This window comes from Kitasatospora sp. NPDC054795 (assembly GCF_053611565.1).
Genome location: NZ_JBSHAP010000024.1, coordinates 1 through 22,782, shown reverse-complemented (window position 1 = coordinate 22,782; position 22,782 = coordinate 1). Strand labels below are relative to the sequence as shown.

General features: G+C 74.2%; 23 protein-coding genes. 3 read left to right on the top strand and 20 right to left on the bottom strand.

From position 1 onward, the window contains the following. Positions 1-3: 3 nt before the first annotated feature. The 10 genes from ACWGJO_RS11680 to ACWGJO_RS11635 form a co-directional block, all read right to left on the bottom strand. A complete protein-coding gene (locus tag ACWGJO_RS11680) occupies positions 4-405 on the bottom strand; it encodes a hydrogenase maturation nickel metallochaperone HypA/HybF (protein ID WP_380542572.1) in 402 nt (133 codons plus the stop codon). 146 nt (positions 406-551) lie between these two features. Beyond that, positions 552-656: a DUF6893 family small protein gene (locus tag ACWGJO_RS11675; RefSeq protein WP_380354177.1), complete on the bottom strand. Its 105-nt coding sequence runs from the start codon at positions 654-656 to the stop codon at positions 552-554. Beyond that, entirely contained in the window at positions 650-1,162 is a 513-nt protein-coding gene (locus tag ACWGJO_RS11670; protein ID WP_452183269.1) for a hydrogenase maturation protease, read from the bottom strand. The genes ACWGJO_RS11675 and ACWGJO_RS11670 overlap by 7 nt, the downstream gene beginning before the upstream one ends. After that, positions 1,159-2,532, bottom strand: coding sequence for a hypothetical protein (locus tag ACWGJO_RS11665; protein WP_452183268.1), 1,374 nt, complete (start codon positions 2,530-2,532; stop codon positions 1,159-1,161). The genes ACWGJO_RS11670 and ACWGJO_RS11665 overlap by 4 nt, the downstream gene beginning before the upstream one ends. Beyond that, a complete protein-coding gene (locus tag ACWGJO_RS11660) occupies positions 2,529-3,173 on the bottom strand; it encodes a DUF6084 family protein (RefSeq protein WP_401049151.1) in 645 nt (214 codons plus the stop codon). The genes ACWGJO_RS11665 and ACWGJO_RS11660 overlap by 4 nt, the downstream gene beginning before the upstream one ends. Then, on the bottom strand, positions 3,170-3,817 hold the full coding sequence (locus ACWGJO_RS11655; protein ID WP_452183267.1) for a DUF5947 family protein: 648 nt from the start codon (positions 3,815-3,817) through the stop codon (positions 3,170-3,172). The genes ACWGJO_RS11660 and ACWGJO_RS11655 overlap by 4 nt, the downstream gene beginning before the upstream one ends. Then, on the bottom strand, positions 3,814-4,281 hold the full coding sequence (locus ACWGJO_RS11650; RefSeq protein WP_387684319.1) for a thioredoxin: 468 nt from the start codon (positions 4,279-4,281) through the stop codon (positions 3,814-3,816). Before ACWGJO_RS11650 ends, ACWGJO_RS11655 begins: the two co-directional genes overlap by 4 nt. Continuing rightward, positions 4,278-6,065 carry a nickel-dependent hydrogenase large subunit gene (locus ACWGJO_RS11645; protein WP_452183266.1) on the bottom strand — a complete coding sequence of 596 codons (1,788 nt, stop codon included), beginning with the start codon at positions 6,063-6,065 and terminating at the stop codon, positions 4,278-4,280. Before ACWGJO_RS11645 ends, ACWGJO_RS11650 begins: the two co-directional genes overlap by 4 nt. A 115-nt stretch (positions 6,066-6,180) precedes the next feature. Further along, positions 6,181-7,254 carry an NADH-quinone oxidoreductase subunit B family protein gene (locus ACWGJO_RS11640; RefSeq protein WP_387684323.1) on the bottom strand — a complete coding sequence of 358 codons (1,074 nt, stop codon included), beginning with the start codon at positions 7,252-7,254 and terminating at the stop codon, positions 6,181-6,183. Between the two features lie 132 nt (positions 7,255-7,386). Continuing rightward, positions 7,387-9,075 carry an enoyl-CoA hydratase-related protein gene (locus ACWGJO_RS11635; protein ID WP_452183265.1) on the bottom strand — a complete coding sequence of 563 codons (1,689 nt, stop codon included), beginning with the start codon at positions 9,073-9,075 and terminating at the stop codon, positions 7,387-7,389. Between the two features lie 146 nt (positions 9,076-9,221). Here ACWGJO_RS11635 and ACWGJO_RS11630 point away from each other — a divergent pair, with 146 nt between their 5' ends. Continuing rightward, entirely contained in the window at positions 9,222-9,653 is a 432-nt protein-coding gene (locus ACWGJO_RS11630; RefSeq protein ID WP_452183264.1) for a GNAT family N-acetyltransferase, read from the top strand. Between the two features lie 126 nt (positions 9,654-9,779). On the opposite strand, the gene ACWGJO_RS11625 is transcribed toward ACWGJO_RS11630, so the two are convergent. The 4 genes from ACWGJO_RS11625 to ACWGJO_RS11610 all read right to left on the bottom strand — a co-directional run bounded on the left by ACWGJO_RS11625 (position 9,780) and on the right by ACWGJO_RS11610 (position 14,132). Then, positions 9,780-11,738 carry a PIG-L family deacetylase gene (locus tag ACWGJO_RS11625; RefSeq protein WP_452183263.1) on the bottom strand — a complete coding sequence of 653 codons (1,959 nt, stop codon included), beginning with the start codon at positions 11,736-11,738 and terminating at the stop codon, positions 9,780-9,782. Between the two features lie 126 nt (positions 11,739-11,864). Beyond that, positions 11,865-12,440 (bottom strand): TetR/AcrR family transcriptional regulator, encoded by a 576-nt coding sequence (locus ACWGJO_RS11620; RefSeq protein WP_452183262.1) that lies wholly within the window; start codon positions 12,438-12,440, stop codon positions 11,865-11,867. Between the two features lie 86 nt (positions 12,441-12,526). Further along, on the bottom strand, positions 12,527-13,918 hold the full coding sequence (locus ACWGJO_RS11615) for an amidase (RefSeq protein WP_452183261.1): 1,392 nt from the start codon (positions 13,916-13,918) through the stop codon (positions 12,527-12,529). Then, positions 13,905-14,132, bottom strand: a complete 228-nt coding sequence (locus ACWGJO_RS11610; RefSeq protein WP_452183260.1) for a hypothetical protein — start codon at positions 14,130-14,132, stop codon at positions 13,905-13,907. Before ACWGJO_RS11610 ends, ACWGJO_RS11615 begins: the two co-directional genes overlap by 14 nt. 148 nt (positions 14,133-14,280) lie before the next feature. Here ACWGJO_RS11610 and ACWGJO_RS11605 point away from each other — a divergent pair, with 148 nt between their 5' ends. Continuing rightward, positions 14,281-15,171 (top strand): MBL fold metallo-hydrolase, encoded by an 891-nt coding sequence (locus ACWGJO_RS11605; protein ID WP_452183259.1) that lies wholly within the window; start codon positions 14,281-14,283, stop codon positions 15,169-15,171. Positions 15,172-15,534: 363 nt separating this feature from the next. Beyond that, on the top strand, positions 15,535-16,026 hold the full coding sequence (locus ACWGJO_RS11600; protein ID WP_452183258.1) for a signal peptide protein: 492 nt from the start codon (positions 15,535-15,537) through the stop codon (positions 16,024-16,026). A gap of 102 nt (positions 16,027-16,128) precedes the next feature. Here the strand turns inward: ACWGJO_RS11600 and ACWGJO_RS11595 are convergent, their stop codons facing one another. From ACWGJO_RS11595 to ACWGJO_RS11570, 6 genes are all read right to left on the bottom strand, one after another. Further along, positions 16,129-18,183, bottom strand: a complete 2,055-nt coding sequence (locus ACWGJO_RS11595) for a transglycosylase domain-containing protein (protein ID WP_452183257.1) — start codon at positions 18,181-18,183, stop codon at positions 16,129-16,131. Between the two features lie 118 nt (positions 18,184-18,301). Then, entirely contained in the window at positions 18,302-18,670 is a 369-nt protein-coding gene (locus tag ACWGJO_RS11590) for a hypothetical protein (RefSeq protein WP_452183256.1), read from the bottom strand. 56 nt (positions 18,671-18,726) lie between these two features. Next, positions 18,727-19,824, bottom strand: a complete 1,098-nt coding sequence (locus tag ACWGJO_RS11585) for an ArsR/SmtB family transcription factor (protein ID WP_452183255.1) — start codon at positions 19,822-19,824, stop codon at positions 18,727-18,729. Positions 19,825-19,851: 27 nt separating this feature from the next. Next, complete coding sequence (locus tag ACWGJO_RS11580; protein WP_452183254.1) at positions 19,852-21,132, bottom strand: NADase-type glycan-binding domain-containing protein; 1,281 nt, start codon at positions 21,130-21,132, stop codon at positions 19,852-19,854. 3 nt (positions 21,133-21,135) lie between these two features. Beyond that, positions 21,136-21,699 (bottom strand): phage tail protein, encoded by a 564-nt coding sequence (locus tag ACWGJO_RS11575; protein WP_387729091.1) that lies wholly within the window; start codon positions 21,697-21,699, stop codon positions 21,136-21,138. Between the two features lie 34 nt (positions 21,700-21,733). Continuing rightward, positions 21,734-22,782: putative baseplate assembly protein (locus ACWGJO_RS11570; RefSeq protein WP_452183253.1), on the bottom strand; the 1,049-nt coding region annotated here is incomplete at its 5' end.

Here is a 22,782-nt window from a genome sequence, read left to right as displayed (position 1 = left end):
GCATCAGCCTTTCTGTTCGGCCCGGACGTCCCGGACCTCGGCCCGGACGTCCCGGGCTTCGGCCCACTGGACGTCGAGGATCTGCAGCTCACGGCCGGACAGCAGCTCGACGCCGCCGCCGCCGGAGCAGCTCGGGCAGCCGAGGTCCGGCGGCATGCCGACCGCCCACTCGACCGCGCAGGGGGTGCAGCGGGCCCGGGCCGCGACGGATTCGGTGTCCAGCACGGCGCCCGCCACCAGCGTTCCGGTGCAGGCGAGTTCGAAGCAGAAGTCGAGGGCCTCGGGCACCACGCCGGCCAGCTCCCCGACCCGCAGGCGCACCCGCGCCACCCCGGGGGCCCCGTGTTCGCGCGCGGCCGTGTCCACCTGCTCGACGACGGCTTCGGCGATCGACATCTCGTGCATGGGTCCCTTCCCGGAACGGGCGGCAACGCGCCCCATTACAGGGCGCGGTGGCGGCGTCGGCCCGCAGCCGCGCCGCCACCGCACGCGGGGCTGCGCCGTTCGCAGCAATCCGCGCCTCACCTCGGGTCGCATCCGGTCACACCGGCTCACATCCGGGAGATGTGCAGGTACCGCTTGATGTCCGGCAGGCTCTGCCAGACCAGTGCGCCGATGCCCGCCAGCAGGGCGACGCAGAACAGTTTCCTCAGCATGGTGTTCTCTCCTTCTCCGGCTGCGCGGCCTCGTCCACGACCCGCAGGACCACTCGGACCGCCTCCTCCACGGCGGCGGCGACGGGCTCGCTCAGCCCGATGCCCTCCTCCAGCGAGGCCGGCTCGCAGCCGACCACCAGCACCCGTTCCGGCGGCTCGCCGCCGGTGCCGGCGGCGAGCGTGGCCAGCAGCGCCAGCACGGCGTCCGGCCCCATCCGGTGCCCGTCCAGGACGGGCGCCTCCAGCGGCTCTCCGGTGTCCGCCTCGATCAGGTAGACGGTGCCGGGCGCCCCGCCCCGGCAGGTGGCGTCCACCAGGACGGCGGTGCGGTAGCCGTCGAGCAGCCGGTAGGCGAGGTCCACGCCGCGCACGCCGACGTCGGCCAGCTCGACGCCGGCCGGCAGCGGGTGGGCGGACAGCCGCCGGACGGTCTCGACGCCGAAGCCGTCGTCGCCGAGGAAGATGTTGCCCACCCCGGCGACCAGCACCGTCGAGCCCGTCGTCACGATCCCTCCAGCGGTGTGACCTCGTCGGGCTGGAAGTAGCGGAACCGCCCCTGGGCCCGCCACAGGTCGGCGCCCGGGTCGTCCTCCACGGTGACGGCCAGGTGCACCGATCCGTCGAGGTCGTGCAGCACGGCCTCCACGACGCCGGTCCGCCCGTCCAGGAAGAGGTCCTGGGCGTCGGTGCGCCGCCGGCCGGGCCGCAGCAGGACCCGGCTGCCGGCGCCGACCTCGTGGCCGTCGACCAGCACCCGGTCCCGCTCGGGGTCGACCGCCGGGTCGTCGCCCGGGTCCCACCAGGGCTGTTCGCCCCCGTCGACGGCGCCGCCGCCGGTGACCTCGCGCAGCCCGCGGACGGCCCCGTGCAGCCGCTCCAGCACCTCGGGGGGCATGGACTCGGCCAGGTCGATCACCGCGCCGGCCCGCTCGTCGGTGCCGCGGGCCTCCCGCTTCTCCTCCTCGGTCAGGGCGGCCGTCCGCAGCGCCAGGATCTCGTCGATCTCGGTGGCGTCGTACAGCGTGCCGAGGCTCTCCGGGGCGATCCGCGGGTGGTCCTCCAGGATGATCGGCGAGGACAGCACCACCGAGCGGTCGCCGTCCGGCCCGGCCAGCACCGGCCAGGTGCGCTCGTTGCGGCACCGCTCGACGGCCGGGCGGGCCCACTCGGGCGGGTCGGTGACGGACAGGAAGCGTCCGTGCTCCAGCCCGAGCAGCAGGTGGGCGGAGACCAGCGAGTGCGGTAGGGCCTGGTCGCGGGTGGCCCCCTGCGGCGGCCTCCAGGGGGAGGTGTTCTCCACCTCCACGGTCAGCCGCTGCGCCCGGTACGGGCCGGGCAGTTCCTCGGCCCGCAGCCAGACCAGGCCGTCGACCTGTTCGCGCCGTCGCACCACCCGGCCGACGACGGCGCCGTCCTCGTGCACCAGAGCGGTTTCGCCGACGCCCGGCAGCCGGAACGGCCGCTGCACCCCTTCGCCGTCCACCTCCTCGACCGGGACCAGGAGTTCGATCCTTTCCTCGGCGCCCTCGTCCCACTCGACGAGATCCCGGTCGGCCAGCTCCAGGCGCTCCACCGACTCGAAGCCGGCCGCGGTGGCCCGTTCGACGGTGCGCCGCTGGACCCGCAGGAAGCGCAGTTCGACCGCCAGCAGGTCCCCGCCGCGCGCCTCCATCAGGCACTCGGTGCGCTGGTGGGAGTGCTCGCCGCCGACCGCGGTGTACTCGGGCGGCACCAGGACGCCGAACTGCCAGCGCAGCCGGTTCTTGGCCGCCGAGGCGCGGTACGGGTAGAGCACGTAGCCCTCCAGCAGCACCGCGTCGGCGACCTGCCGGGCGGCCGCGAAGCCGTGCTCGATCCGCTCCGGGAAGTCGCTCACCGGACCGTCCCCCCGATCGCGGCCGCCGCGAGCAGCTCGCGCACCGTCGCCTCCCAGGAGGGCAGGGCCCGCCGGGAGCGGTAGGCCAGCAGTTCGTCCATGACGTCCTCCGGCAGCCGCAGCCAGCCGCTGCCGGGGAAGTGCCGGTCGATCGCCTCCTGCCAGACCCGCACCGGCATCCGCACCCGGGCCTCCCGGTCCCAGGGCACCGGGCTGACCTGGAAGCCGCCGGGACCGGAGAAGGCGGTGCCGGAGAAGAGCAGCAGCAGCGGCACCTCGCCGCCGTCCAGCGCCCGGAAGTAGCGGGCCGAGGCGACCTCCTGGTCGTAGGTGCAGGGCACCGAGAGGTCGATCTCCGTGCCGCCGGTGAAGCCGGGCACCAGCAGCGGCACGGTGGCGAACTGGACCGGGTTGAGCGTGGTGGCCCAGCGCTGCCGCTCGCCGAACAGGTCGGTCAGCCGCTCGCCCTCGGCGTCGCCGTACGGCCGGCGGCCCGGTTCGATCCGCAGCTGGCACTGGAGGGCGAGGGCGTGCACCCGGGTGTCGGCCGGGGCCGTGATGCGCAGCCGGAACACCAGGGTCGGCCCGGCCGCGTACGGGTCGGACCGCACGCCGGTGCAGGCGAAGGCGAGGGCCGTCACGCCGTCACCTCCGCGGGCAGCGGGCGGGCCCGGTCGGCCAGCCGCGCGAAGAACGCGTCGAGTTCGGCCCGTGCCTCGGCGCCGCCGTCGAAGCCGTGCCAGCACCGCCGCAGCCGGCCGACCAGCTCGTAGCAGACGTCGATCGGCACCAGGAAGCACGTCACGCGTTCCTCGGTGCGGCGCAGCAGCAGCGCCTCCACGTCCGGTTCCAGGGCGTCGGCCAGCCGGCTGGCGCCGAGGGCGCGCTGCCAGGTCGCCTCGTCCAGCTCGCTCTCGGTGGCGCCGGCCGGGCCGGGGTAGAAGGCGAGCAGCTGGTTCATCACCGTGTTGCGGAACAGGAACGCGGTGCCGACCGGGATGCCCAGCACCGACCAGGCCTGCTGGTCCAACTCGCGGGCCGGGTCGGCGAGGTAGCGGTCCGGCACGGTGCGGTAGCGGCCGCCCGCCGCGCCCGGCTGCTGGAACAGCAGGCTGCAGGCGGTGCAGGCGCAGGCCAGCGCGCGCTCCTCGACGTCCACCAGGTGGCGGTGGCCGGCGGGCAGGTCCCGGCCGCAGAACGCGCACTGCTCGGGGCGCGGCGGGGCCGGTTCGCGCAGCCGGTGCAGCAGGGCGGTCCCGTCGCGGGAGATCCGGCGGGTGTTCACCGGGCCTCCGCGGGCTGCGGCGGGCGGGTGCCGATCTGGAGCAGTTGCGGGGCGCGTTCCAGTTCCACGGCGGTCACCTCGGGCGCGTGGCAGGCGAGCACGGCCTCCACCTCCTGTTCGCCGCAGCCGCAGCCGGTGGCCGTGCGGCGCAGCCGCAGGACGCCGGTGGCCGGGTCGAAGCCGGCCACCTCGACCCGCTCGGACAGCGCGGCCAGCGCCCGGTCGATCCGGGCGGGGAGGTCCTCGGGGTGCAGGTCGTGCAGGAGCAGCAGTCCGGCGACGGCCGGGTCGTCCAGCATCCGCTCCAGTGCGGGCGGGGGGAGCGCCGGGACCATCCTGGCCAGGCCCTGGCCGTAGAACTCCATGAGTTCCCGGACCAGTTGCTCGCCCGCCTGCTCGGCGCCGCTGCCGGCCAGGGCGTCCAGGGCCTCGTGGATCCGCTGCCCGGTCCGCTCGGCCGTCATGCGGTGAGCCCGCTCAGGCCGGTGGGCACGTGCATGGTCTGCACGGTGCGCCCGCCGCCGACGTACATGTGCACGCCGCAGGGCAGACAGGGGTCGAAGCTGCGTACCGCGCGCATGATGTCGATGCCCTTGAAGGTCTCCGGGGGGTTCTCCTCGAAGATCGGGGTGTTCTGCACCGCGTCCTCGTACGGGCCGGGCGTGCCGTAGCTGTCCCGGACGCTGGCGTTCCACGGGGTGGGCGGGTACGGGTGGTAGTTGGCGATCTTGCCGTCGCGGATCACCATGTGGTGCGAGAGCACGCCGCGCACGGCCTCGGTGAAGCCGCAGCCGATCGACTCGTCCGGCACCTCGAAGCGCTCCCAGGTCTGGCTGCGTCCGGCGCGGACCTCGTCGAGCGCCTTCTCGGCGAAGTGCAGGGCGGCGGCGGCCGCGTACGCCTGGAAGTAGGTGCGGGCGCGGTTGCGCTCGATGGCGTTGCTCCACTGCGGGATCTTCCACTCGAAGGTGACCTCGGGCTTGGTCATCGAGCGGGGCAGGTTGATCTGCACGCTGTGTCCGGTGGCCTTGATGTAGCCGATGTCGACCAGCCCGGACAGGGCGGTGGACCACAGGCGGGCGATCGGGCCGCCGCCGGTGTCGAGGGCGAGGTGGTCCTTGCCGTCGAACCAGCGCGGGGACATCACCCAGCTGTACTTGTCGTCGAAGTTCCGCTTCTGCGGGGCGGGGATGGTGTGCTGGTTCCACGGGTGGCGGGGGTCGACGGGGTTGCCCAGCGGGTCGTGGGTGACGAACAGGTCCTTGCCCTGCCAGTCCTCGTAGTAGGAGCTGCCGAGCAGGATGCGGATGCCCAGGTTGATCTGCGTCAGGTCGTTGGTGACGAGCTTGCCGTCCACCACGACGCCGGGGGTGACGAACATCCGCCGGCCCCAGTCCGTCATGTTGCGGTAGGTGAAGTCGCAGTGGTCCGGGTCGTTGAGGCTGCCCCAGCAGCCGAGCAGGACCCGGCGCCGGCCGACCTCCTCGTAGCCGGGCAGGGCCTGGTAGAAGAAGTCGAAGAGGTCGTCGTGCAGCGGCACGACCTTCTTCATGAACTCGACGTAGCGCATCAGCCGGGTCAGGTAGTCGGTGAACAGCTGCACCGTGGCAACGGTGCCGACGCCGCCCGGGTAGAGCGTGGAGGGGTGCACGTGGCGGCCCTCCATCAGGCAGAACATCTCCCGGGTGTAGCGGCTGACCTGGAGCGCCTCGCGGTAGAACTCGCCCTCGATGGGGTTGAGCGAGCGCATGATGTCGGCGATCGTCCGGTAGCCGTGGTCGCCGGCGTGCGGGGCCTCGGTGCGCTCGGCCTGCTCCAGGACGCCGGGGTTGGTCTCGCGGACCATCTTCTCGCAGTAGTCGACCCCGACCAGGTTCTCCTGGAAGATGTTGTGGTCGAACATGTACTCGGCGGCCTCACCGAGGTTGATGATCCACTCGCCCAGGTGCGGGGGCTTCACCCCGTACGCCATGTTCTGCGTGTAGACGGAACAGGTGGCGTGGTTGTCGCCGCAGATCCCGCAGATCCGGCTGGTGATGAAGTGCGCGTCGCGCGGGTCCTTGCCGCGCATGAAGACGCTGTAGCCGCGGAAGACCGAGGAGGTGCTGTAGCACTCCGCGACCCGCTTCTGCTTGAAGTCGATCTTCGTGTGGATGCCCAGGCTGCCCACGATGCGGGTGATCGGGTCCCAGGACATCTCGGTCAGGCCACTGCCGTCGCCGGCCGCCCTGGTGGTCGGTGTTGCCATCGTTGCTGTCGTGTCCTTGTCTCTGGGAGCGGGCCCCGGCGAGCGGGCGGGGGGTCGTCGAGCGGGCGTGGGCCGCCGGCGGCCGCACACCGGTCGGTGTGCGGCCCTGCGGCGGTCACCAGGGCGGGCGGTAGCCCGTGGTCAGGTGGCGGCCGGAGTGACGCCACTTCGGTTCCTTGTCCAGGGTGTTCAGCGTGACCGCGCGCAGCCGGCGGATCAGCGCGCCGTACGCGCTGCTGGCGTTGGAGGAGACCCGTGAGCCGGGGGGCGGGTCCATGAAGGGCATGAACTTGTCCGGGAAGCCCGGCATGGTGCAGGCGATGCAGATGCCGCCCACGTTCGGGCAGCCGCCGATGCCGTTGGTCCAGCCGCGCTTGGCGACGTTGCACTTCACGACCGGGCCCCAGCAGCCGAGCCGCACCAGGCACTCGGGCGTGCCGTAGTCGGTGGCGAACTGCCCCTGCTCGTAGTAGCCGCCGCGGTCGCAGCCCTCGTGCACGGTGGCGCCGAACAGCCAGGCGGGCCGCAGCTTGTCGTCCAGCGGGATCATCGGCGCGGAGCCGGCCAGCTGGTACAGCAGGTAGGTGAGCGTCTCCGCGAAGTTGTCGGGCTGGATCGGGCAGCCCGGCACGCAGACGATGGGCAGTCCGGCCTTGGACTTCCAGTCCCAGCCGAGGTAGTCCGGCACGCCCATGGCACCGGTCGGGTTGCCGGCCATCGCGTGGATGCCGCCGTACGTGGCGCAGGTGCCGATCGCCACCACGGCGGTCGCCTTCGGGGCGAGCCGGTCCAGCCACTCGCTGGTGGTGATGGGCTGACCGGTGGCGGGGTCGTCGCCGAAGCCGCACCAGTAGCCCTCCTTCTTGATCTTCTCGTTGGGGATGGACCCCTCGACGACCAGCACGAACGGCTCGATCTCGCCGCGGTCGGCCTTGAAGAACCACTCGACGAAGTTGTCCGCGCCCTGGACCGGGCCGCACTCGAAGTCGATCAGCGGCCAGTGCACCGCGACCTTGGGCAGGCCGGGCAGTGCGCCGGTGACGATCTCCTCGATGCTGGGCTGCATCGCGGCGGTCAGCGAGACGGAGTCGCCGTCGCAGCTGAGGCCCGCGTTGATCCAGAGAATGTGCACCACGTCGGTGTCGGTGGTTGCAGCTGTTGCAGTCGTTGCAGCTGTTGCAGCACCCATGAGGATGCCTCCTCGGGGATGGGAGCCTGAGGGAATGGCTCGAAGCCAGTCATAGCAACGGTCCGGGCCGGGCGCCGGTCCGCGCGGCGCGCGCCGGGGCCCGGGGAGGCAAGCCGGGCGGGGCCGTTCGGGTCACGGTCGCGTGGCGGGCCCCGTCGGCACAGGGCGCTTGTGGACGAACGCGGAACGCAGCGCGTGATACGGCGATTCGGGTGTGAAGAACTGCCGGTGCATGACCGCGAGCTCCTCCTCCCGGTAGGCGTCGAGCGGTTTCGTCCGCTCGTCGGCCTCGCGCGCGGCCTTCTTCGCCGCGATCCGCTGGTGGGCGGTGGGCGAGGCGGCGAGCAGCCCGGCCAGGCGGGCCGTGGACGGCCCGAACTCCTCCGGCCCGCAGGCGAGCACCCGGTCGACCAGGCCGATCCGCTCGGCGGTGGCCGCGGAGACGGGCAGCGCCTGGCGGGTCAGCCGTTCGGCCGCCGCCGCGCCGAGGCGGCGCGGGAGGCTGTACGTCCAGTACTCCGACCCGTACAGCCCCATCAGCCGGTAGTGCGGGTTGAGGACGGAGCCGCCGCGGCACCACACCTCGTCCGCCGCCAGCGCCAGCATCACCCCGCCGGCCGCCGCGTTGCCCCCGACGGCGGCGACCACCAGCCGGTCGGTGGTGGTGAGCACCGCGTCGACCAGTTCGTCCATCGCGGTGATGTTGTCCCAGGACTCGACGGCCGGGTCCGCCGCGGCCTCGATCACGTTGAGGTGGATGCCGTTGGAGAAGAAGTCCCGGCCGCCGCCGAGCACCAGCACCGAGGTCGGGCGGGCGACGGCGAAGCGGTAGGCCGCCAGCAGGCGGCGGCAGTGGCCGGTGGACATCGCGCCGCCCGGGAAGGAGAAGCGCAGGAAGCCCACCGGGCCGTCCTCCTGGTAGCGGACGTCCGACCAGACGGGGCCGTCCTGCTCGCCCGGCATCAGGGGCGCCGCCAGCTCCGGCAGGGCGGGGAGCAGGCCGCCGAGCGCCGTCACGGCGGGGAGCTTGACTCCCGCGGGGCCGCCGGGGGTGCGGCGGCGCAGTTCGGGGATCCACACGGCACCGTCCGTGGTTGCCCGGCACAGGGCCCCGGCCCGGGTGGCGAGCAGGTCGCCCGGGCAGCCGCGCAGCACCGGTTCGCGGTGCCCGCCGTGCAGGTACCAGGTGCCGCCGCACAGTTCGTCGAGCACCCCGGGCCGGGAGTCCGCGGCGCGGAGCCTGCGCAGCACCGCCTCGGTGCTGTCGGCCGCCCAGTCGATCCGGCGCTCCTCCTGGCGCAGGACGGGCCGGGTGCGCACGGCGCCGCTCCAGCCGGGGCCGGACTGCGGCTGCGGCGCGTACGTGCCCGAGGCGACGCGGTCCACGGCGAGCAGCGCGGCCGCCACCGCCGCGTCGGCGACCTCGTTGCGGTAGAGGTCGCTCTTGCCGTACGCCGGCAGCCGGCAGGGCGCCGAGGCCCAGACCGGCCCGGCGTCCATCTCCGCCTCGGCCTGGAGCACGGTGACGGCCCATTCGGTGCGGCCGTCCTGGATCGCCCGGTCGAGGGAGGAGGGGCCGCGGTCGCCCGGCGGGCCGGGGTGGACGATCAGGCAGGTGAGCTGCGACCAGAGCTCCCGCGGGATCGCGGTGCGCAGTATCGGGGCGAGCACCAGGTCGGGCTTGAGCCGGCGCACCGTGTCGAGCAACTCCTCTTCGTCACCGGCCAGTTGGAGGTCCACGGCGTGGAGCCGGTCGCGCAGTTCGGCGTGCAGCCGCTGGCTGAGGCTGTTGAACGCGCTGGCGAGGAGAAGAATCCGCATGTCCGCCTCCGACGGGGGGTGCTCCGGGAACCCGGTGATCATCGCTTCCGCCCTCGCGGCCCCCCGCCGCGTCCGGCATGTCGCGCCGCGCGTTCACCCGAGCGGCCGGAGCCGGGCGACGGCGCCGAGCGGGTAGCATGTAAGCTATGAATCCAAAGATTGACCCTTACGAGCTTCGCCCCGGCGTGCCCGGCGTCGAGGTCTTCCGCCGTCTGCGCACCGACGCCGGCCTCTCCGACAAGGCCCCGGAAGCGGTCGCGCTCGCCCTCCCCAACACCTGGTACGGCGTGGTCCTCCACCACGAGGGCGAGCCCGTCGGCATGGGGCGGGTCATCGGCGACGGCGGCACCGCGTTCCAGATCACCGACATCTGCGTCCACCCCGCGCACCAGGGCCACGGCCTCGGCAAGCGGATCATGGCGGCTCTCACCGAGGAACTGGAGCGCCGGGCCCCCGCCACCGCGTACGTCTCGCTGATCGCGGACGGGCCCGCGCGCTTCCTCTACGAGAAGTTCGGCTTCGCGGACACCGCCACCCACGACTCGATCGGCATGTACCGGCTGATGGGCGGCCGCTGACGGCCCCTCGGTCCGCGCTGTCGGGGGTCCGGCGTGTACCCCGCGGCCGGAGGCGGTGGGGCCGGTTCGACGGCCCGAGCCCGGCGGCCGACGGGGCGTGTCCCAGGTCGGCCGCCGGGCGGGGGTTCACAGCGGCAGGACCTGCCAGCCCCCGAAGGCGGTGGCCGTCGTGCCCGCGCGGAAGCGGACGCGGCCGTCCGTACCGATGGCGAACACGTGGAGCACCCCGCCGCCGTCGACGATCGCGGTCGGGAAGTCGAGGACGGTGCCGCCGAGGTCCCGCCAGCTGTCGTAGCCGGAGTTCGGGGCGGTCTGCGCGGTGGTGCTCACGCCACCGCCGCCGTTGCGCTCGAACAGGACGACCCGTCCGCCGAGGGTGGCCGCGGCCGGCTCGCCCACTCCCCCGTGTCCGCCGAGGGGGGCCGGCGTCGGGCTCCACGAACCGCCGCCGGGCTGGGTCTGGTAGCTGACCAGCATCGCGCCGGTGCCGGCCTCCCGGTAGGCGAGCTCGATGCGGCCGTCCTGGTCGAGCGCGGCCCTGGGCGGGCTCGCCGGCCGGGCGTTCGGGATCGGGGACGGGCCGTTGATGACGCCGTTCGGGGCGCTCTGCCACCAGCCGAGGATGCCGGTGCGGGTGGCGGCGAACACCTCGATCCTCCCGGCGCCGTTGCGGATCGCGGCGACCGGGTCCTGGAGGTCGGTGCCGCCCAGGTCCGTCCAGTCGCGCGTCCACACGCCGCCCGGGGTGGTCTGCCAGATGGTGCTGAGGCCGCCGCCGCCGTTCTTGACGAAGATCTCCAGCCGCCCGTCCTGGGAGTTGGCGACCACGGGCACGCCGACCTGGGCCTCGTTGCCGAGCCCGGTGTTGGGGTTGCCGTGGTCGGCCCAGGAGTTCCACCACCAGCCGTTGGGCGTGCCCTGCGGCAGCGAGATGATGTGGTGGTCGGTCAGCCGGCGGGCGAAGACCTCCAGCCGGCCGTCGGCGTTGGTGCCGACGGCAATGCCCGGCGCCAGCCGCCCGCCCGGGTCGGCCATCCGGACCGGACCGCCCCAGCTGCCGTCCCCCTGGCGCCAGTAGGTGTAGAGGGCGCCGGCCCGGACGAGGAAGACCTGCGGCCGGCCGTCCTGGTTCAGCCCGGCCCAGGAGGTGCCGCGGGACCAGCGGTAGTACATCCGGGAGAACCAGGCGGTCTCGTAGCTCCCCGAATGGTCGTGGCTGGCGTACTCGGAGACGAACACGCCCTTGGCGCCCGTCGTCGCCGGGTCGAGGTTCACCGGGGAGTCGGTGATGTTGTAGTCCCGGTAGTTCACCTGGACCATCGGGCCGCCGTACAGCAGCGCCGCCTGGCCGGCGAACTTCGCGGCGGCGACGTGGTCCGAGTGGTCGCCCGCGTAGCGGCTGTCCGGGAGTTCGTCCTGGGCCCGGAGGACGGTGGGCTGGTACGTCACCATGATCTGCCGCAGCACCTCGACGACGTCCGCCGCCGTGTACGTCGACGGTCCGGACAGCAGGCTGCCGGTCGGGACGACGGTGGTGTCCGTACCGCCGGCCAGGACGCCGCCGAGCCCGGCGTCGTGCAGGTTGAGGAAGATCAGGTGCACCGGACGGTCCTTGAGGACGTACCGTTCGACCTGCTTGCCCGCGACCGTCCACGCCTCGGCCGTCCAGTGCCCGACCTCGTCGGTCGTCGGGTCGGCGTCGCCGACGCCGGTCATCCGGGAGTAGGCGTTGACGGCGCCCATCTGCCGGTTCCAGGTGCGCAGCGGATCGCCGGCCGGGTCCCCGCAGCCGGAACACGGGTCGCCGGTGATGTTCCCCGCGGTGACGAACACCGTGACGGACGGCGTGCCGTTGGCGAGCGCGTTGGACAGGTCCGGGTTCATGAACAGGATGTCGTCGTCCTCGTGCGCGACGACCTGCAGGGACAGCGGCCCGTTGTCGGCGGCCGCGGCCGCCGTTGTGCCCCCGGCCGTCCCCGTGCCCTCGGCCGCGACCGCGCGGGTCGCGCTCCCCCTGGCCAGGACGGGTGCGGCGAGGGCGGCGAGTGCGACGGAGGTGAGAAGTTGCCGTCGTCCGATTGCCATGCGATTCCCCCCACGTCGAGATCGGCGTGTGATCACGCCCCGAGGAGGCTAACCCATGACCGGGCAGGCGGTGCCATCAGCCGCATTCCGCACATTTGCCCCATGGGCAAGGTGATTGACGGACCGTCAGGCCGACTCGGAGGACGGGCCGCCGAGCAGGTCGGCGACCAGGCGGCGGGCGTGGTCGGGGCCGAGGCCGGCGGGGCGGAAGAGGATCCGGTACATCAGGGGGGCGACGAGGCGGTCCATGGCGGTCTCGACCCCGGGGGCCTCCTCGCCGCGCGCGCGGGCGCGGGCGAGGACCAGGGCGAGCTGGTCGGCGGCGTAGGCCGAGCACTGGCCGGCGTTGCCGCCGTCCGGGTCGCCGAGGAGGGCGTCGCGGACGTAGGCGCGGCCGGAGGCGGAGGCCATCTCGTCGAGGAACTGCTCGGCCCAGGCGGTGAGGTCGGCGCGCAGGCCGCCGCGGTCCGCCGGCTCGGCGTCGGGGCGCAGCCGCTCCACCGCGACGTCGGACAGCAGCTCGGCCAGGTCGCCCCAGCGGCGGTACACCGTGGACGGGGTGACACCGGCCCGCTGGGCGACCACCGGCACGGTGAGCGCCTCGCGGCCCACCTCCGCGAGCAACTCGCGCACCGCGGTGTGCACCGCCTCCTGGACCCGGGCGCTGCGCCCGCCCGGGCGGACCATCTGCCGAGGACTCATACCTCCATCCTAAAGCGCGGCCTTTGCGTTAAGGCGGGGGCGGGCGCGACCCCGGGACTCCGGACCGCTTCAGGGCCCGGCCCGTCTCAAACCACCGGCGCGAGCGCCCGCGCGGGCTGCGTCCGCTCGAAGGCGTGGCCGACCCGCAGCAGCATCCGTTCGCCGAGCGGCCGCCCGAGCAGCTGCAGGCCGATCGGCAGGCCGGCCGCGTCGCGGCCGGCCGGGACGGACAGCGCGGGCACGCCGGTGACGTTGGCCGGGGCGGAGAGCCGGACGTAGGCGTCCGAGACGCTCTCGGTGGTGCCGTCCGGCCAGCCGACCGTCTCCTGGCCGACCCGCACCGCCGTCGTCGGCACGGTCGGGGCGGCGATCACGTCGACCTCCGCCAGGACCCGCGCCCACGCGTCCCGGATCAGCGTCCGGGCGCGCTGGGCGCGCAGGTAGTCGCCCGCGCCGATCAGTTCGCCGGCCTCCAGCAGGACCCTCACATCGGCCTGGTACAGCTCGGGGACGGTGCGCAGCGTGCGCGCGTGGTAGGCGGCGGCCTCGGGCGCCGCCAGGCCCCACAGGGTGGGCACCAGGTAGCGGGCCATCGGGATCTCCACCTCGACGGGCCGGGCGCCGAGCGCCTCCAGCTGCTCGACGGCACGGTGGACGGCGGCGGCGACCTCCTCGTCGACGTGGTCGACGTAGTAGGCGTTCGGCACGCCGACCCGCACGCCGGTCAGGTCCGGCTCCCGCTCGGGCCGGTAGTCGACGGCGGGGGCGGCCAGCGAGGCGGGGTCGCGCGGGTCGTGCCCGGCGAGGGCGGCCAGGACCAGGGCCGCGTCCTCGACCGTGCGGGTGATCGGGCCCACGTGGTCGAGCGACCAGGACAGCGAGGTGACGCCGTGGCGGGGCACCAGCCCGTAGGTGGGCTTGAGGCCGACCACCCCGTTCAGCGCGGCGGGCACCCGGATCGAGCCGCCGGTGTCGGTGCCGAGGGCGAAGGTCGCCGCCCCGGCGGCCACCGCGGCGGCGGACCCGCCGCTGGAGCCTCCGGCGACCCGGTCGCGGTCCCAGGCGTTGCATGTCTGCGGGGTGGTCAGGCCGTAGGCGAACTCGTGGGTGTGGGTCTTGCCGGCCAGGACCGCGCCGGCGGCCCGCAGCCGGGCGGCGACCGCGCTGTCGGCGGTCGCGCGGTGGCCGTCCCGGACCCGGGAACCGGCGCCGGTGGGCGTGCCGGCGACGTCGATCAGGTCCTTGAGTCCGACCGGGATGCCGTGCAGCGGCCCCCGGTACCGGCCCTGGGCGATCTCCCGCTCGGCCCGGCGCGCCGCGTCGCGGGCCTGCTCGGCGGCGACGGTGACGTAGGCGCCGAGGTTCGGCTCCACCCGGTCGATGCGGCCGAGGACGGAGTCGACCAGTTCCACGGGGGACAGCCGCCGCTCCCGGATCCGCGTCGCGGCGGCGGCGAGGCCCAGTTCATACGGCTGCATCGGGCCGCTCCTCCGCATCGAGGCGCTCCGCTTCCGCGCGGTAGGCGGCTCCGGGCGGGGTGTCCCCGAAGTCCAGTTCCCGCAGGACGGCGACGACGGACTGGATGTGTTCGGCGGTGGCCGCCACCGCGGCGTGGCGCTCGGGCGGCAGGTCGAGTCCGGCCCGGGCGGCCCGGTGGGCGGCCTCGGACGGGGTGAGTTCGGCGGAGGACATGGGCGCGCTCCTGATCGTGGGCGGCAGGGCGGGTTCGCGCAGGCGAGGCGCCCCGCACCAAAAGCTAAGGGTTTGCGTTAACGAGACTGTAGGTTCTAGGGTCCCACTAACGCAAACAAATGGCTTTTACAGCGGAGGAGTCGGCCCCATGACCAGTACCCCTACCCCCTCCTGGACGGTCGGCGACGTCACCGTCCACCGCATCGACGAAATCCCGCTGCCGCCCGCGACCGGACAGTGGCTGCTGCCCGACGCCACCCCCGGGACGGTGGCCGGCCAGGCCTGGCTGCACCCCGACTTCGCCGACGCCGACGGCGCGCTGCGCCTGGACAGCCACAGCTTCGCCTTCGACCTGGACGGGCTGCGGGTACTCGTCGACACCGGCATCGGCAACGGCAAGCAGCGCGCCAACCCGGCCTGGCACGACCTGCGCACCGACTACCCGCGGCGCCTCTCCGCCGCCGGATTCCCGCCGGACTCCGTCGACCTGGTGATCCTCACCCACCTGCACGCCGACCACGTCGGCTGGAACACCCGGAAGGTGGACGGCGCCTGGGTGCCCACCTTCCCCCGCGCGCGCTACCTCACCACCCGCGCCGAACGGGAGTTCTGGGCCGGCTACGCCATGGACGAGGCACGCGCCCTGATGTTCCGGGACTCGGTGCTCCCGATCGAGCGGGCCGGCCGGCTGGACCTCGTCGACGTCCCCGCCGAGGGCCTGGCGATCGCCCCGGGCCTGCGCCTGCTCCCCACCCCCGGCCACACCCCGGGGCACGTCGCCGTCGAACTGACCAGCCGGGGCCGCACGGCGGTGATCACCGGGGACTGCCTCCACCACCCGGTCCAGCTCGCCCACCCCGCCATCGGCGCCTGCGTCGACATCGACCCGCAGCGCTCCGAGGCCACCCGCCGCGCACTGCTCGGCTCCCTCGCCGGCACCGACACCCTGCTGCTCGGCACCCACTTCGCCCCGCCCACCGCCGGCCACGTCGTCGCCCACGGGGACGCCTACCGGCTGCGGCCCGTCCCCCCGGCCTGAGCCGGCGGAGCGCGACGGCCGGGGTGCGGGCGCCGGGCGGGAGGTTGCGCCGAAGGTAAGGGGCCCCGTCCCGGCGCGAGCGGTGCCCCGGCCCCCCGGCCCCGCGGCCGCGGCGGTCGCACGTTCGGCCCAGTCCCGGCACCGCTCCCGGCCGTCCGCTCGGGCCCGGCACCGGCTCACGGCGGGCGGCTCGCACCGTGCCGGTCGCGGCGGACGGCTCACCCGGGGCGGCTTCGGCGCGCGGCTTCCGCGTGCGGCTTCCACGTGCGGCTTTCCGGGTGAAGGGGCAGGGTGGTGCCGTACGGACCTGCCCGGACCAGTCGGCGCACCCGCGTGCCCTGGCCACCGGCCGAAGGAGGCGCCATGCGCAGCCGGAAGATCCCCCGTCGGAGCCTGGCGCTGGCCGCGGCCCTCGCCGCCGTGCCGACCGCCCTGCTCACCGCCCCGTCCCAGGCGGCGACCGTCACCCCGACCGCGGCCGGCGCCCCGCCGACCGGCTTCGTCGAGCTGCCCAGCTCCTCGCTGCCGCCCGACCACGCGCAGCGGGTGTTCACCGTCTCCTACCGCAACGACTCCTCGGCCGACCGCACGGTGGCCCCGCAGGTCCTCATCGAGTCCCCCGTGAACGGGCCCTTCCTCGATCCGGCGAGCGTCCGGCTCGAAGTGCTCTCCTCCGACGGCCACTGGCGCACCCTGCCGCTCGCCAGCCAGACCGGCACCCTGTACACCCGGCTCGCCTCGGCCAAGCTCGTCCTGCACGGCCACCACACCCTGACCGAGCGCTACCGGGTCACCGTCGTCGGCACGGCCCCGGCGCAGGGGACGGTCGAGCCGCGGGTGGCGCTCTACGGCTGACTACGGCTGACGCACGGACACCGGGCCGCCGGGCACTGGGCACCGGCGGCCCGGGGCCACGGCCGCCGGGTCACCGGGTCACCGGGTCACCGGGTCACCGGGTCAGGGCAGCTGCACCGGGGTGAAGGTACCGGCCGGCGTACCGGCCAGGGCGCCGTCCATCGCGTCGCGCCAGATCGGGCCGGCCAGGGTGCCGCCGAAGGCCTGGCCGACCACCGTACCGCCGATCCGCTGACCGTCCAGCGGCTCGGGGTTGTCGGTGTCGCTGACCACCGTCGCGCCCGCCATCTCCGGGGTGTAGCCGACGAACCAGACCTGGCGACTGTCGTTGGTGGTGCCGGTCTTGCCCGCGCTGTCCCGGCCGGTGAGGCCGGCCGTCCGACCGGTGCCGTCCTCGACCACGCCCTTGAGCATCGCGCTGACCGTGTCCGCGGTGCCGGCCGACATCGCCGCCGAGCAGTTCGCCTGCGGCACCGCGAGCTGCTTGCCGTCGGGGCCGGTCACCGAGGTGATCGCGGTGGGCGCGCAGTACGTGCCGTGGGCGGCGAAGGCCGCGTAGACGGCCGCCATCCCCAGCGGGGTCAGGTCGTTGCTGCCGAGCGTCATCGACGGGACCACCTGGAGCTTCTCGCCGCCCGCCTGCTGGGTGATGCCCAGCTTGTCGGTCATCTGCGCGACCGAGCACAGGCCGGTGTCGGCCTCCAGCTTCGCGAAGTAGGTGTTGACGGACTGCGCCATGGCCGACGTCATGTCGAACCGGCCGGTGAGGCTCTGGCTGTCGTTGTGCACCTGCCCGGCGGAGGGGAACCGGCCGCCGGAGCAGTCCGTCATGGCCGGCCACGGCATGCTGTAGTCGGTGGTGTAGCTCCGGTCCGCCGGGATGCCGCCCTCCAGGGCCGCCGCCGCGACGATCGGCTTGAAGGTCGAACCGGTCGGGAACCCCAGCCCGCCGCCCATGGCCTTGGGGACGTTGTAGTTGATCTGGGTCTGGTGCTGCTTGTCGTCCACGCCGTACGGCCGGCTCTGGCCCATCGCCAGGATCTCCCCGGTGCCCGGCCGGACGATGCTCATCGCGGTCGCCGCCCGGTCGCCCGCGTCGACGTGGCCGGTGACCGAGGCCTGCAGCGCCGCCTGCGCCCCGGGGTCGAGCGTGGTGCGGATCTGCAGGCCGCCGCGCTTCCACACCGCCTGCCGCTCGGCCGCCGACTTCCCGAAGACCGGGTCCGTGAGGACCACGTCGCGCACGTAGTCGCAGAAGAAGCCCTCGCCCTGCTTGGCCAGGATGCACCCCTGCTGCGGCGCCTGGGCGTTCAGCCCGAGCGGGGAGTCGATCGCCTGCCGGGCCTCCTCCTGGGTGATGTGCCCGTACGCGGCCATCTTGCGCAGCACGGTGTCCCGCCGCTCCTTCGCCGCCGTCGGGTTGACCACCGGGTCGTAGCCCGTCGGCGACTGCACCAGGCCGGCCAGCAGCGCGGCCTGCGGCAGGGTGAGGTCCGCGGCGTGCACACCGAAGTAGCGCCGGGCGGCCGCCTCGACGCCGTACGCCTTCTCGCCGAAGAAGGTGATGTTCAGGTAGTTGGTGAGGATCTGGTCCTTGCTCAGGGTCTCCTCGACCTTGATCGCGTACTTCAGCTCCTGGATCTTGCGGCCCACGGTCTGTCGCTGTGCCTCGGCGACCTTCTGCGGGTCGTCGCCCGCCTCCTCCACGAACACGTTCTTCACGTACTGCTGGGTCAGCGTGGACGCCCCCTGGGCGGTGGTGCCCGAGGAGGCGTTCTTGTCCAGGGCGCGCAGCACGCCCTTGAGGTCGATCGCGCCGTGCTGGTAGAAGCGGTTGTCCTCGATGTCCACCAGCGCGGTCTTCACCAGCGGGGAGATCCGCTCCGCCGGGACGACCGTACGGTCCCGGTCGTACACGGTGGCGATGGTTCCGCCCCGGGCGTCGAGGACGGTCGAGGCCTGGGACAGCGGCGGGGTCCTGAAGTCGTCGGGCAGGCTCTCGAAGTCGTCCGCCGCCGACTGCGCGCCGAGCCCGACCGCCGCCACCGCGGGCAGCACCATCCCCGCCGCCACCACCCCGGCGATCACGCTCACCGCCGCCAGCCGCGTCCCGTGCCCCAGCTTCCCCATGCCCGCCACCACCCGCCGTTGTGCCATGACGGGTGACCGTACGCGGCGCAGATGAGGAACTCCTTGGAGGCGGGCTCCCCCGCCGCACCGGCCGACTGCCGGGTGCGTCGGCCGCACCCGGCAGCCCGGACCGGGCGGGCGGGGGTCAGCAGGGCTTGACGTACCAGACCGGGGCCCAGTTGGCGTTGGGGTCGCCGTAGGGGGCCCCGGGCGTGGTGTAGATCAGGTTCAGGTTCTTGTCGTACATCTTCGCCTTGAGTCCGGCGGACTGGTTGTTGTACCAGGACCCGCCGCTGTTCATGCCGTCGGGGATCTCCCGGATGACGCCACAAGCGCCGTAGTGGAACATGAGTGTCCGGTAGTTGCTGTACAGGTAGCCGCAGATATCGCCCTTGGGGCAGTCGGCCGGTGCGGCCGAGACGGCCGGCTGGGCGTTCGCCGCCGGGGCGAGGAGCGTGGTCACGGCGGCGAAGCCGGCCGCGAGGGCGATGCCGGCCTTGTGGACGAGTCGCATGAGGACCTCCCGAGGAACTGTGACGTCGTGGTGCGGGCGGGTTCGGCGCCCGGTCCTCAGTCTCCGCGGCCGCCGGACCGCCGCTCCAGGAGATTCGGGCTGCTCCGAATCACCGCGGCACCGCTCGGATCCGGATGGAACCGGCCGGAACCGGACGGATCGGGCTGGTCGCCGAGCAGGTCGAGGCCCCGGGCGGTCGGGCTGTGCAGGGCGGCGTTGCGGTACCGGGAGGTGCCGATCAGCCCGGCCTCGCGCAGCACGGTGGCGTGTTCGCTGGCACTGGACGGGGTGATTCCGGCGAGGGCCGCGAGCTCCTTCGTCGAGCAGCCGGGGTGTTCGGCGATCGTCGCCAGGACGGCGGCACGGGTGTGCCCGAGCAGGGCGGAGAGCGCCGCCGTCGATCCGCTCGGAGCCCGGTCGGCTTCGAACAGGGCCGACCGGTCCGCCGGCCCGCTGTCGTCGATCGGGTAGGTGACCACGGGCAGCGGCTGGCCGTGGGTGTCGTCGCTGACCATGGCCCGGGTGGCGAACACCGAGGGGTTCAGCAGGATGCCCTGTCCCCGGAGCCACAGGTCGTACTCGACCGCGCTGCGGACTTCGAGCACCGGCGGATTCCACCGCAGCCACCGGGGGTTGGCGCCGGTCAGCAGGAGCTCGACGCCTCCGCCGAGGAACTGGCGCACCCGCACGGCCCGGTCCGCCGCGTGGCGGTCGACGACCTGCGGCCAGTGGCGGCCGACCAGGTGCTCGTAGAGCAGGCCGAGGCTGTCGACGAGTTCCTCCCGCAGCGCCCCGTCGTCCGCCAGGTGACGGGTCCACCGCGGCACGGGCTGGTGCTCGGCGATCGCGGCCAACTCCGCCTCGACGAGCCGGCGCGGCGTGGCCCGTACCCGGTCCAGCAGCTGTTCGGGGCCTCCTGCCACCGCGGGCATCAGGAAGGTCGGCCCCCAGCCGTCCGCGGGGACCAGGGACAGCGCCAGGCGGGCCCGCTCGGGCAGCCCGGCCAGGGCTCTGCGTCGCCACGGATCCAGTCGCGCCGCGTGGCTGCGCGACTGCAACGCCCTCGCCGCCGCCATGAGTTCGGTCAACGGCATGGGATCGGCCGGCCGGGTCCTGGCCAGGTCCCCCGCCGTGAAGTGGATCCGGTAGACCATCGTTTCCTCCGGTGGCGGGCCGCGTGGTCAGGTGCGTTTGAAGAACTCCACCTCCGAGAGTGCGATGGCGCGGTCGGGGCCGGTGCCGGCGGCCTCCCGGACGGTGAGCTTCACCTGGGTGACGTCGCTGATCCCGGTCTGCACGGTCTGCGGGCCGGGCTGGTCGTTGAGCGGGACCTGCTGGGTGTGGACCGTGCCGTCCTTCTCGGTGACCTCCAGGGCGAGGACGACGGGGCGCGCCTGCTGCCGGAAGTGCTCCGGATCCACCGAGTCGCCGGTGTGGATGATCAGGTCCACCAGCCGGAACGGGGTGCGGAAGGAGAAGGTGACGGAGTCCCCGATCGCGGGTGCGCCCCAGTAGGTGTTGCTCAGGCCGTCGTCGGCCAAGGTGGCCGGATGGCCCTCGACGGCGGCGCTCGCCGAGGTGGCCGCGGGGGTGATCGGCGCGGTCTTGCGGAGCTTGTCCAGCACGTCCTGGAAGGCGACCTTGCCCGCCGGGTAGAGCAGGATCCCGGCGACCACCACGGCGATCAGCACGAGCAGCGCGATGGTGCGGCGCAGCGCGTTGCCCGAGCCGCCGATCCGCACCCGGCGCCGGAACGGCCAGCGGGTGCGCCACCAGGGCAGCTTCGGCGCGGCCTCGGTCGGAGTGAGCGGCGCGGCGCAGCGACGGCAGAACTTCCGCTCGGGCAGGTTCGGCGTGCCGCACCGGGGGCACGGCGGGCCGTCCTGGGTCTCGGCGGTCTCGGTGGGCCGGCTGACGGGGCGCGGTGCGACGGGCTTGGCGGGCTGGACAGCCACCGGGTCGGCCGACGCCCTCGGGGCGGGGGCGGGGGCCGGGGTCTGCGCGGGAGCCGGCCGTACGGGGGCGGTGCTCGGGCGCGGGGGTTCGGCGGCGGGCGGGGGTTGGGTCGCCGGGGGATCGGTCACGGGGGGCTCGGCGGGCCGGGCGGGTGGCTGCTCCGCCCTGGGCTCCTCCTTGCCCTCTGCTTCGGGTTCCGCCTTGCCCTCCGGCTTGGGTTCCGCCTTGGGCTCCGGCTCGGGCTCCGGCTTGGGCTCCGGCTTGGTGCGCGCGGTCCGGCGCGGGGCGCTCCGCCGGGTGGATTCGACGGGCGCGGGCGCGGGTTCCGGGACGGGTACCGGCGCGGGCTCGGGCTCGGCCCGCGCGGGGGCGGGCACCGCGACAGGCGCGGCCGTCGGCGCCGCCGTCGCAGCGGCGCCGCGCGACCAGCCGAGGTAGGCGCCGCAGTTGCCGCAGAAGTCGTCCCCCTCCCCGTTGGCCGTTCCGCATTCGGGGCACACCGGCATCCGTCAGCCCTCCGTTCGCCCGGGTGGGCCGGGCAGGATCTCCACCCGGCAGGTCAGATGGACCGGACAGCCCGCCCTCACGACGGACCGCACCTGGTCCTCGTCCGGCGCCGGTCCGCGCAGCGGCCAGACCCGGACCAGTACGTCGCCGCCCGGCGCGGGCGGCAACGGAGCGTCCGGGTCGGTGGACCAGGAGGCGCCGCCGCCGTCGACGATCTCGGCTCCGGCGCCGAGCACCAGCCGCAGCCGTTCGGTGAGGCCGCGGCGGGTGCCGCGCCAGCGGTGCAGCTCCACGGCGCGCTCGACCACCGCGCGGCGCACCTCCACCGGCCAGGCCGGGTCGACCTCCACCGCGACCCAGGAGGCCAGCCAGTCGAGGAAGTCGGCCGGCGCGAGGCCGGGCCGGAAGTAGGCGGGCAGGTTGTCCAGGGTCGCGAAGACCGGGGCGAGGACGGTGTCCAGGCCGGCCGTGAACCGCTGGGCGAAGTCGTCGTCGGCGAACAGCGCGGGCAGCAGTTCGCCGATCGGGTGCGGGCTGGGCAGTCCGGGGACCGCCGCGCGGCTCATCCGCGCCTCCCGATTCCCGGCGCGCGGTACTCGCTCATGACGTCCCGTCCTCGGCGGCCGCGGTGACCACGACCTGGTGCTGGTGGGAGAAGACCAGGGCGTCCGCCGGGACCTCGACCCGCTCGGCGGGCGCGCCCCGGCGTCCGGTGATCGGGTCGGCCGGGAACAGCCGCACCTCCTCGACGCCCGAGACCGCGGCGACCCGCTGGAGCACCGCGAACACCTCCCCGTACTGCACGGCCCGACCGAACGGCCAGCCCTCGCCGTCGGCGCCTCCGCGCAGCGGGTTGAGGTACCGGTACAGCGCGGCGAGTACCTCCTCGCGGACCCGGTCGGGGTCGGCGGAGCGGGTGGTGAGCCGGGCAACGACCGTCACCCCCTGGTAGGCGGGGGGCTGGACGACCAGCCGGGTGCCGATCAGCCGGCGCTCGTCGAGGGCGGTCGCGACGGCGGCCAGCACCTGCTCGTCGGGGATCAGCTGCTCGAAGCGCAGCCGGTCGCCCTCGTCCGCGACGGCGTCGGGGACCACCAGCACCCGTACCGCCCCCGCCTCCCCGCCGCCGGCGGGCACGCAGCTGATCCGGGCGGCGGACGGCGCGGCCTGCCGGGCGATCAGCTCGAAGTCCCCGGCGGTGACGGCACGTTCCTGCAGGCGCAGCTGGTGCGGGGCACGGGCCTTGGCGTTCTCCACGGTCTCGCCGTCGACCCCGCCGCGCGCCGCCTCCCGGTTGTCGACCCGGGCGATGTACGGGACGGAGCTGCGCAGCACGGTGACGGTGCCGCGGGCGACGTTGCCCGCGATCCCGCCGCCGGTGCGGTAGCGCGGGACGCGCAGCCGGGCGCCCTTGGGCGGCACGGCGCCGAAGGCCCGCAGGCCGCCGTCCGGTTCCCGGACCGCTGGCGGGAAGAGGAACTCGCCGGTGGTCGCGTCCAGCACCACGTGCCGGTCGGCGGGCGAGGACTCGCCGAAGTGCTCGACCAGCGTCCAGCGTTCCCAGCCCTCGCCGGCCGCGACCTCGACCACCGGGGGCTCGCCGTCGAGCAGCACCGGCGGCGGGGCCAGCGGGAAGCGCTGGCCCGCGA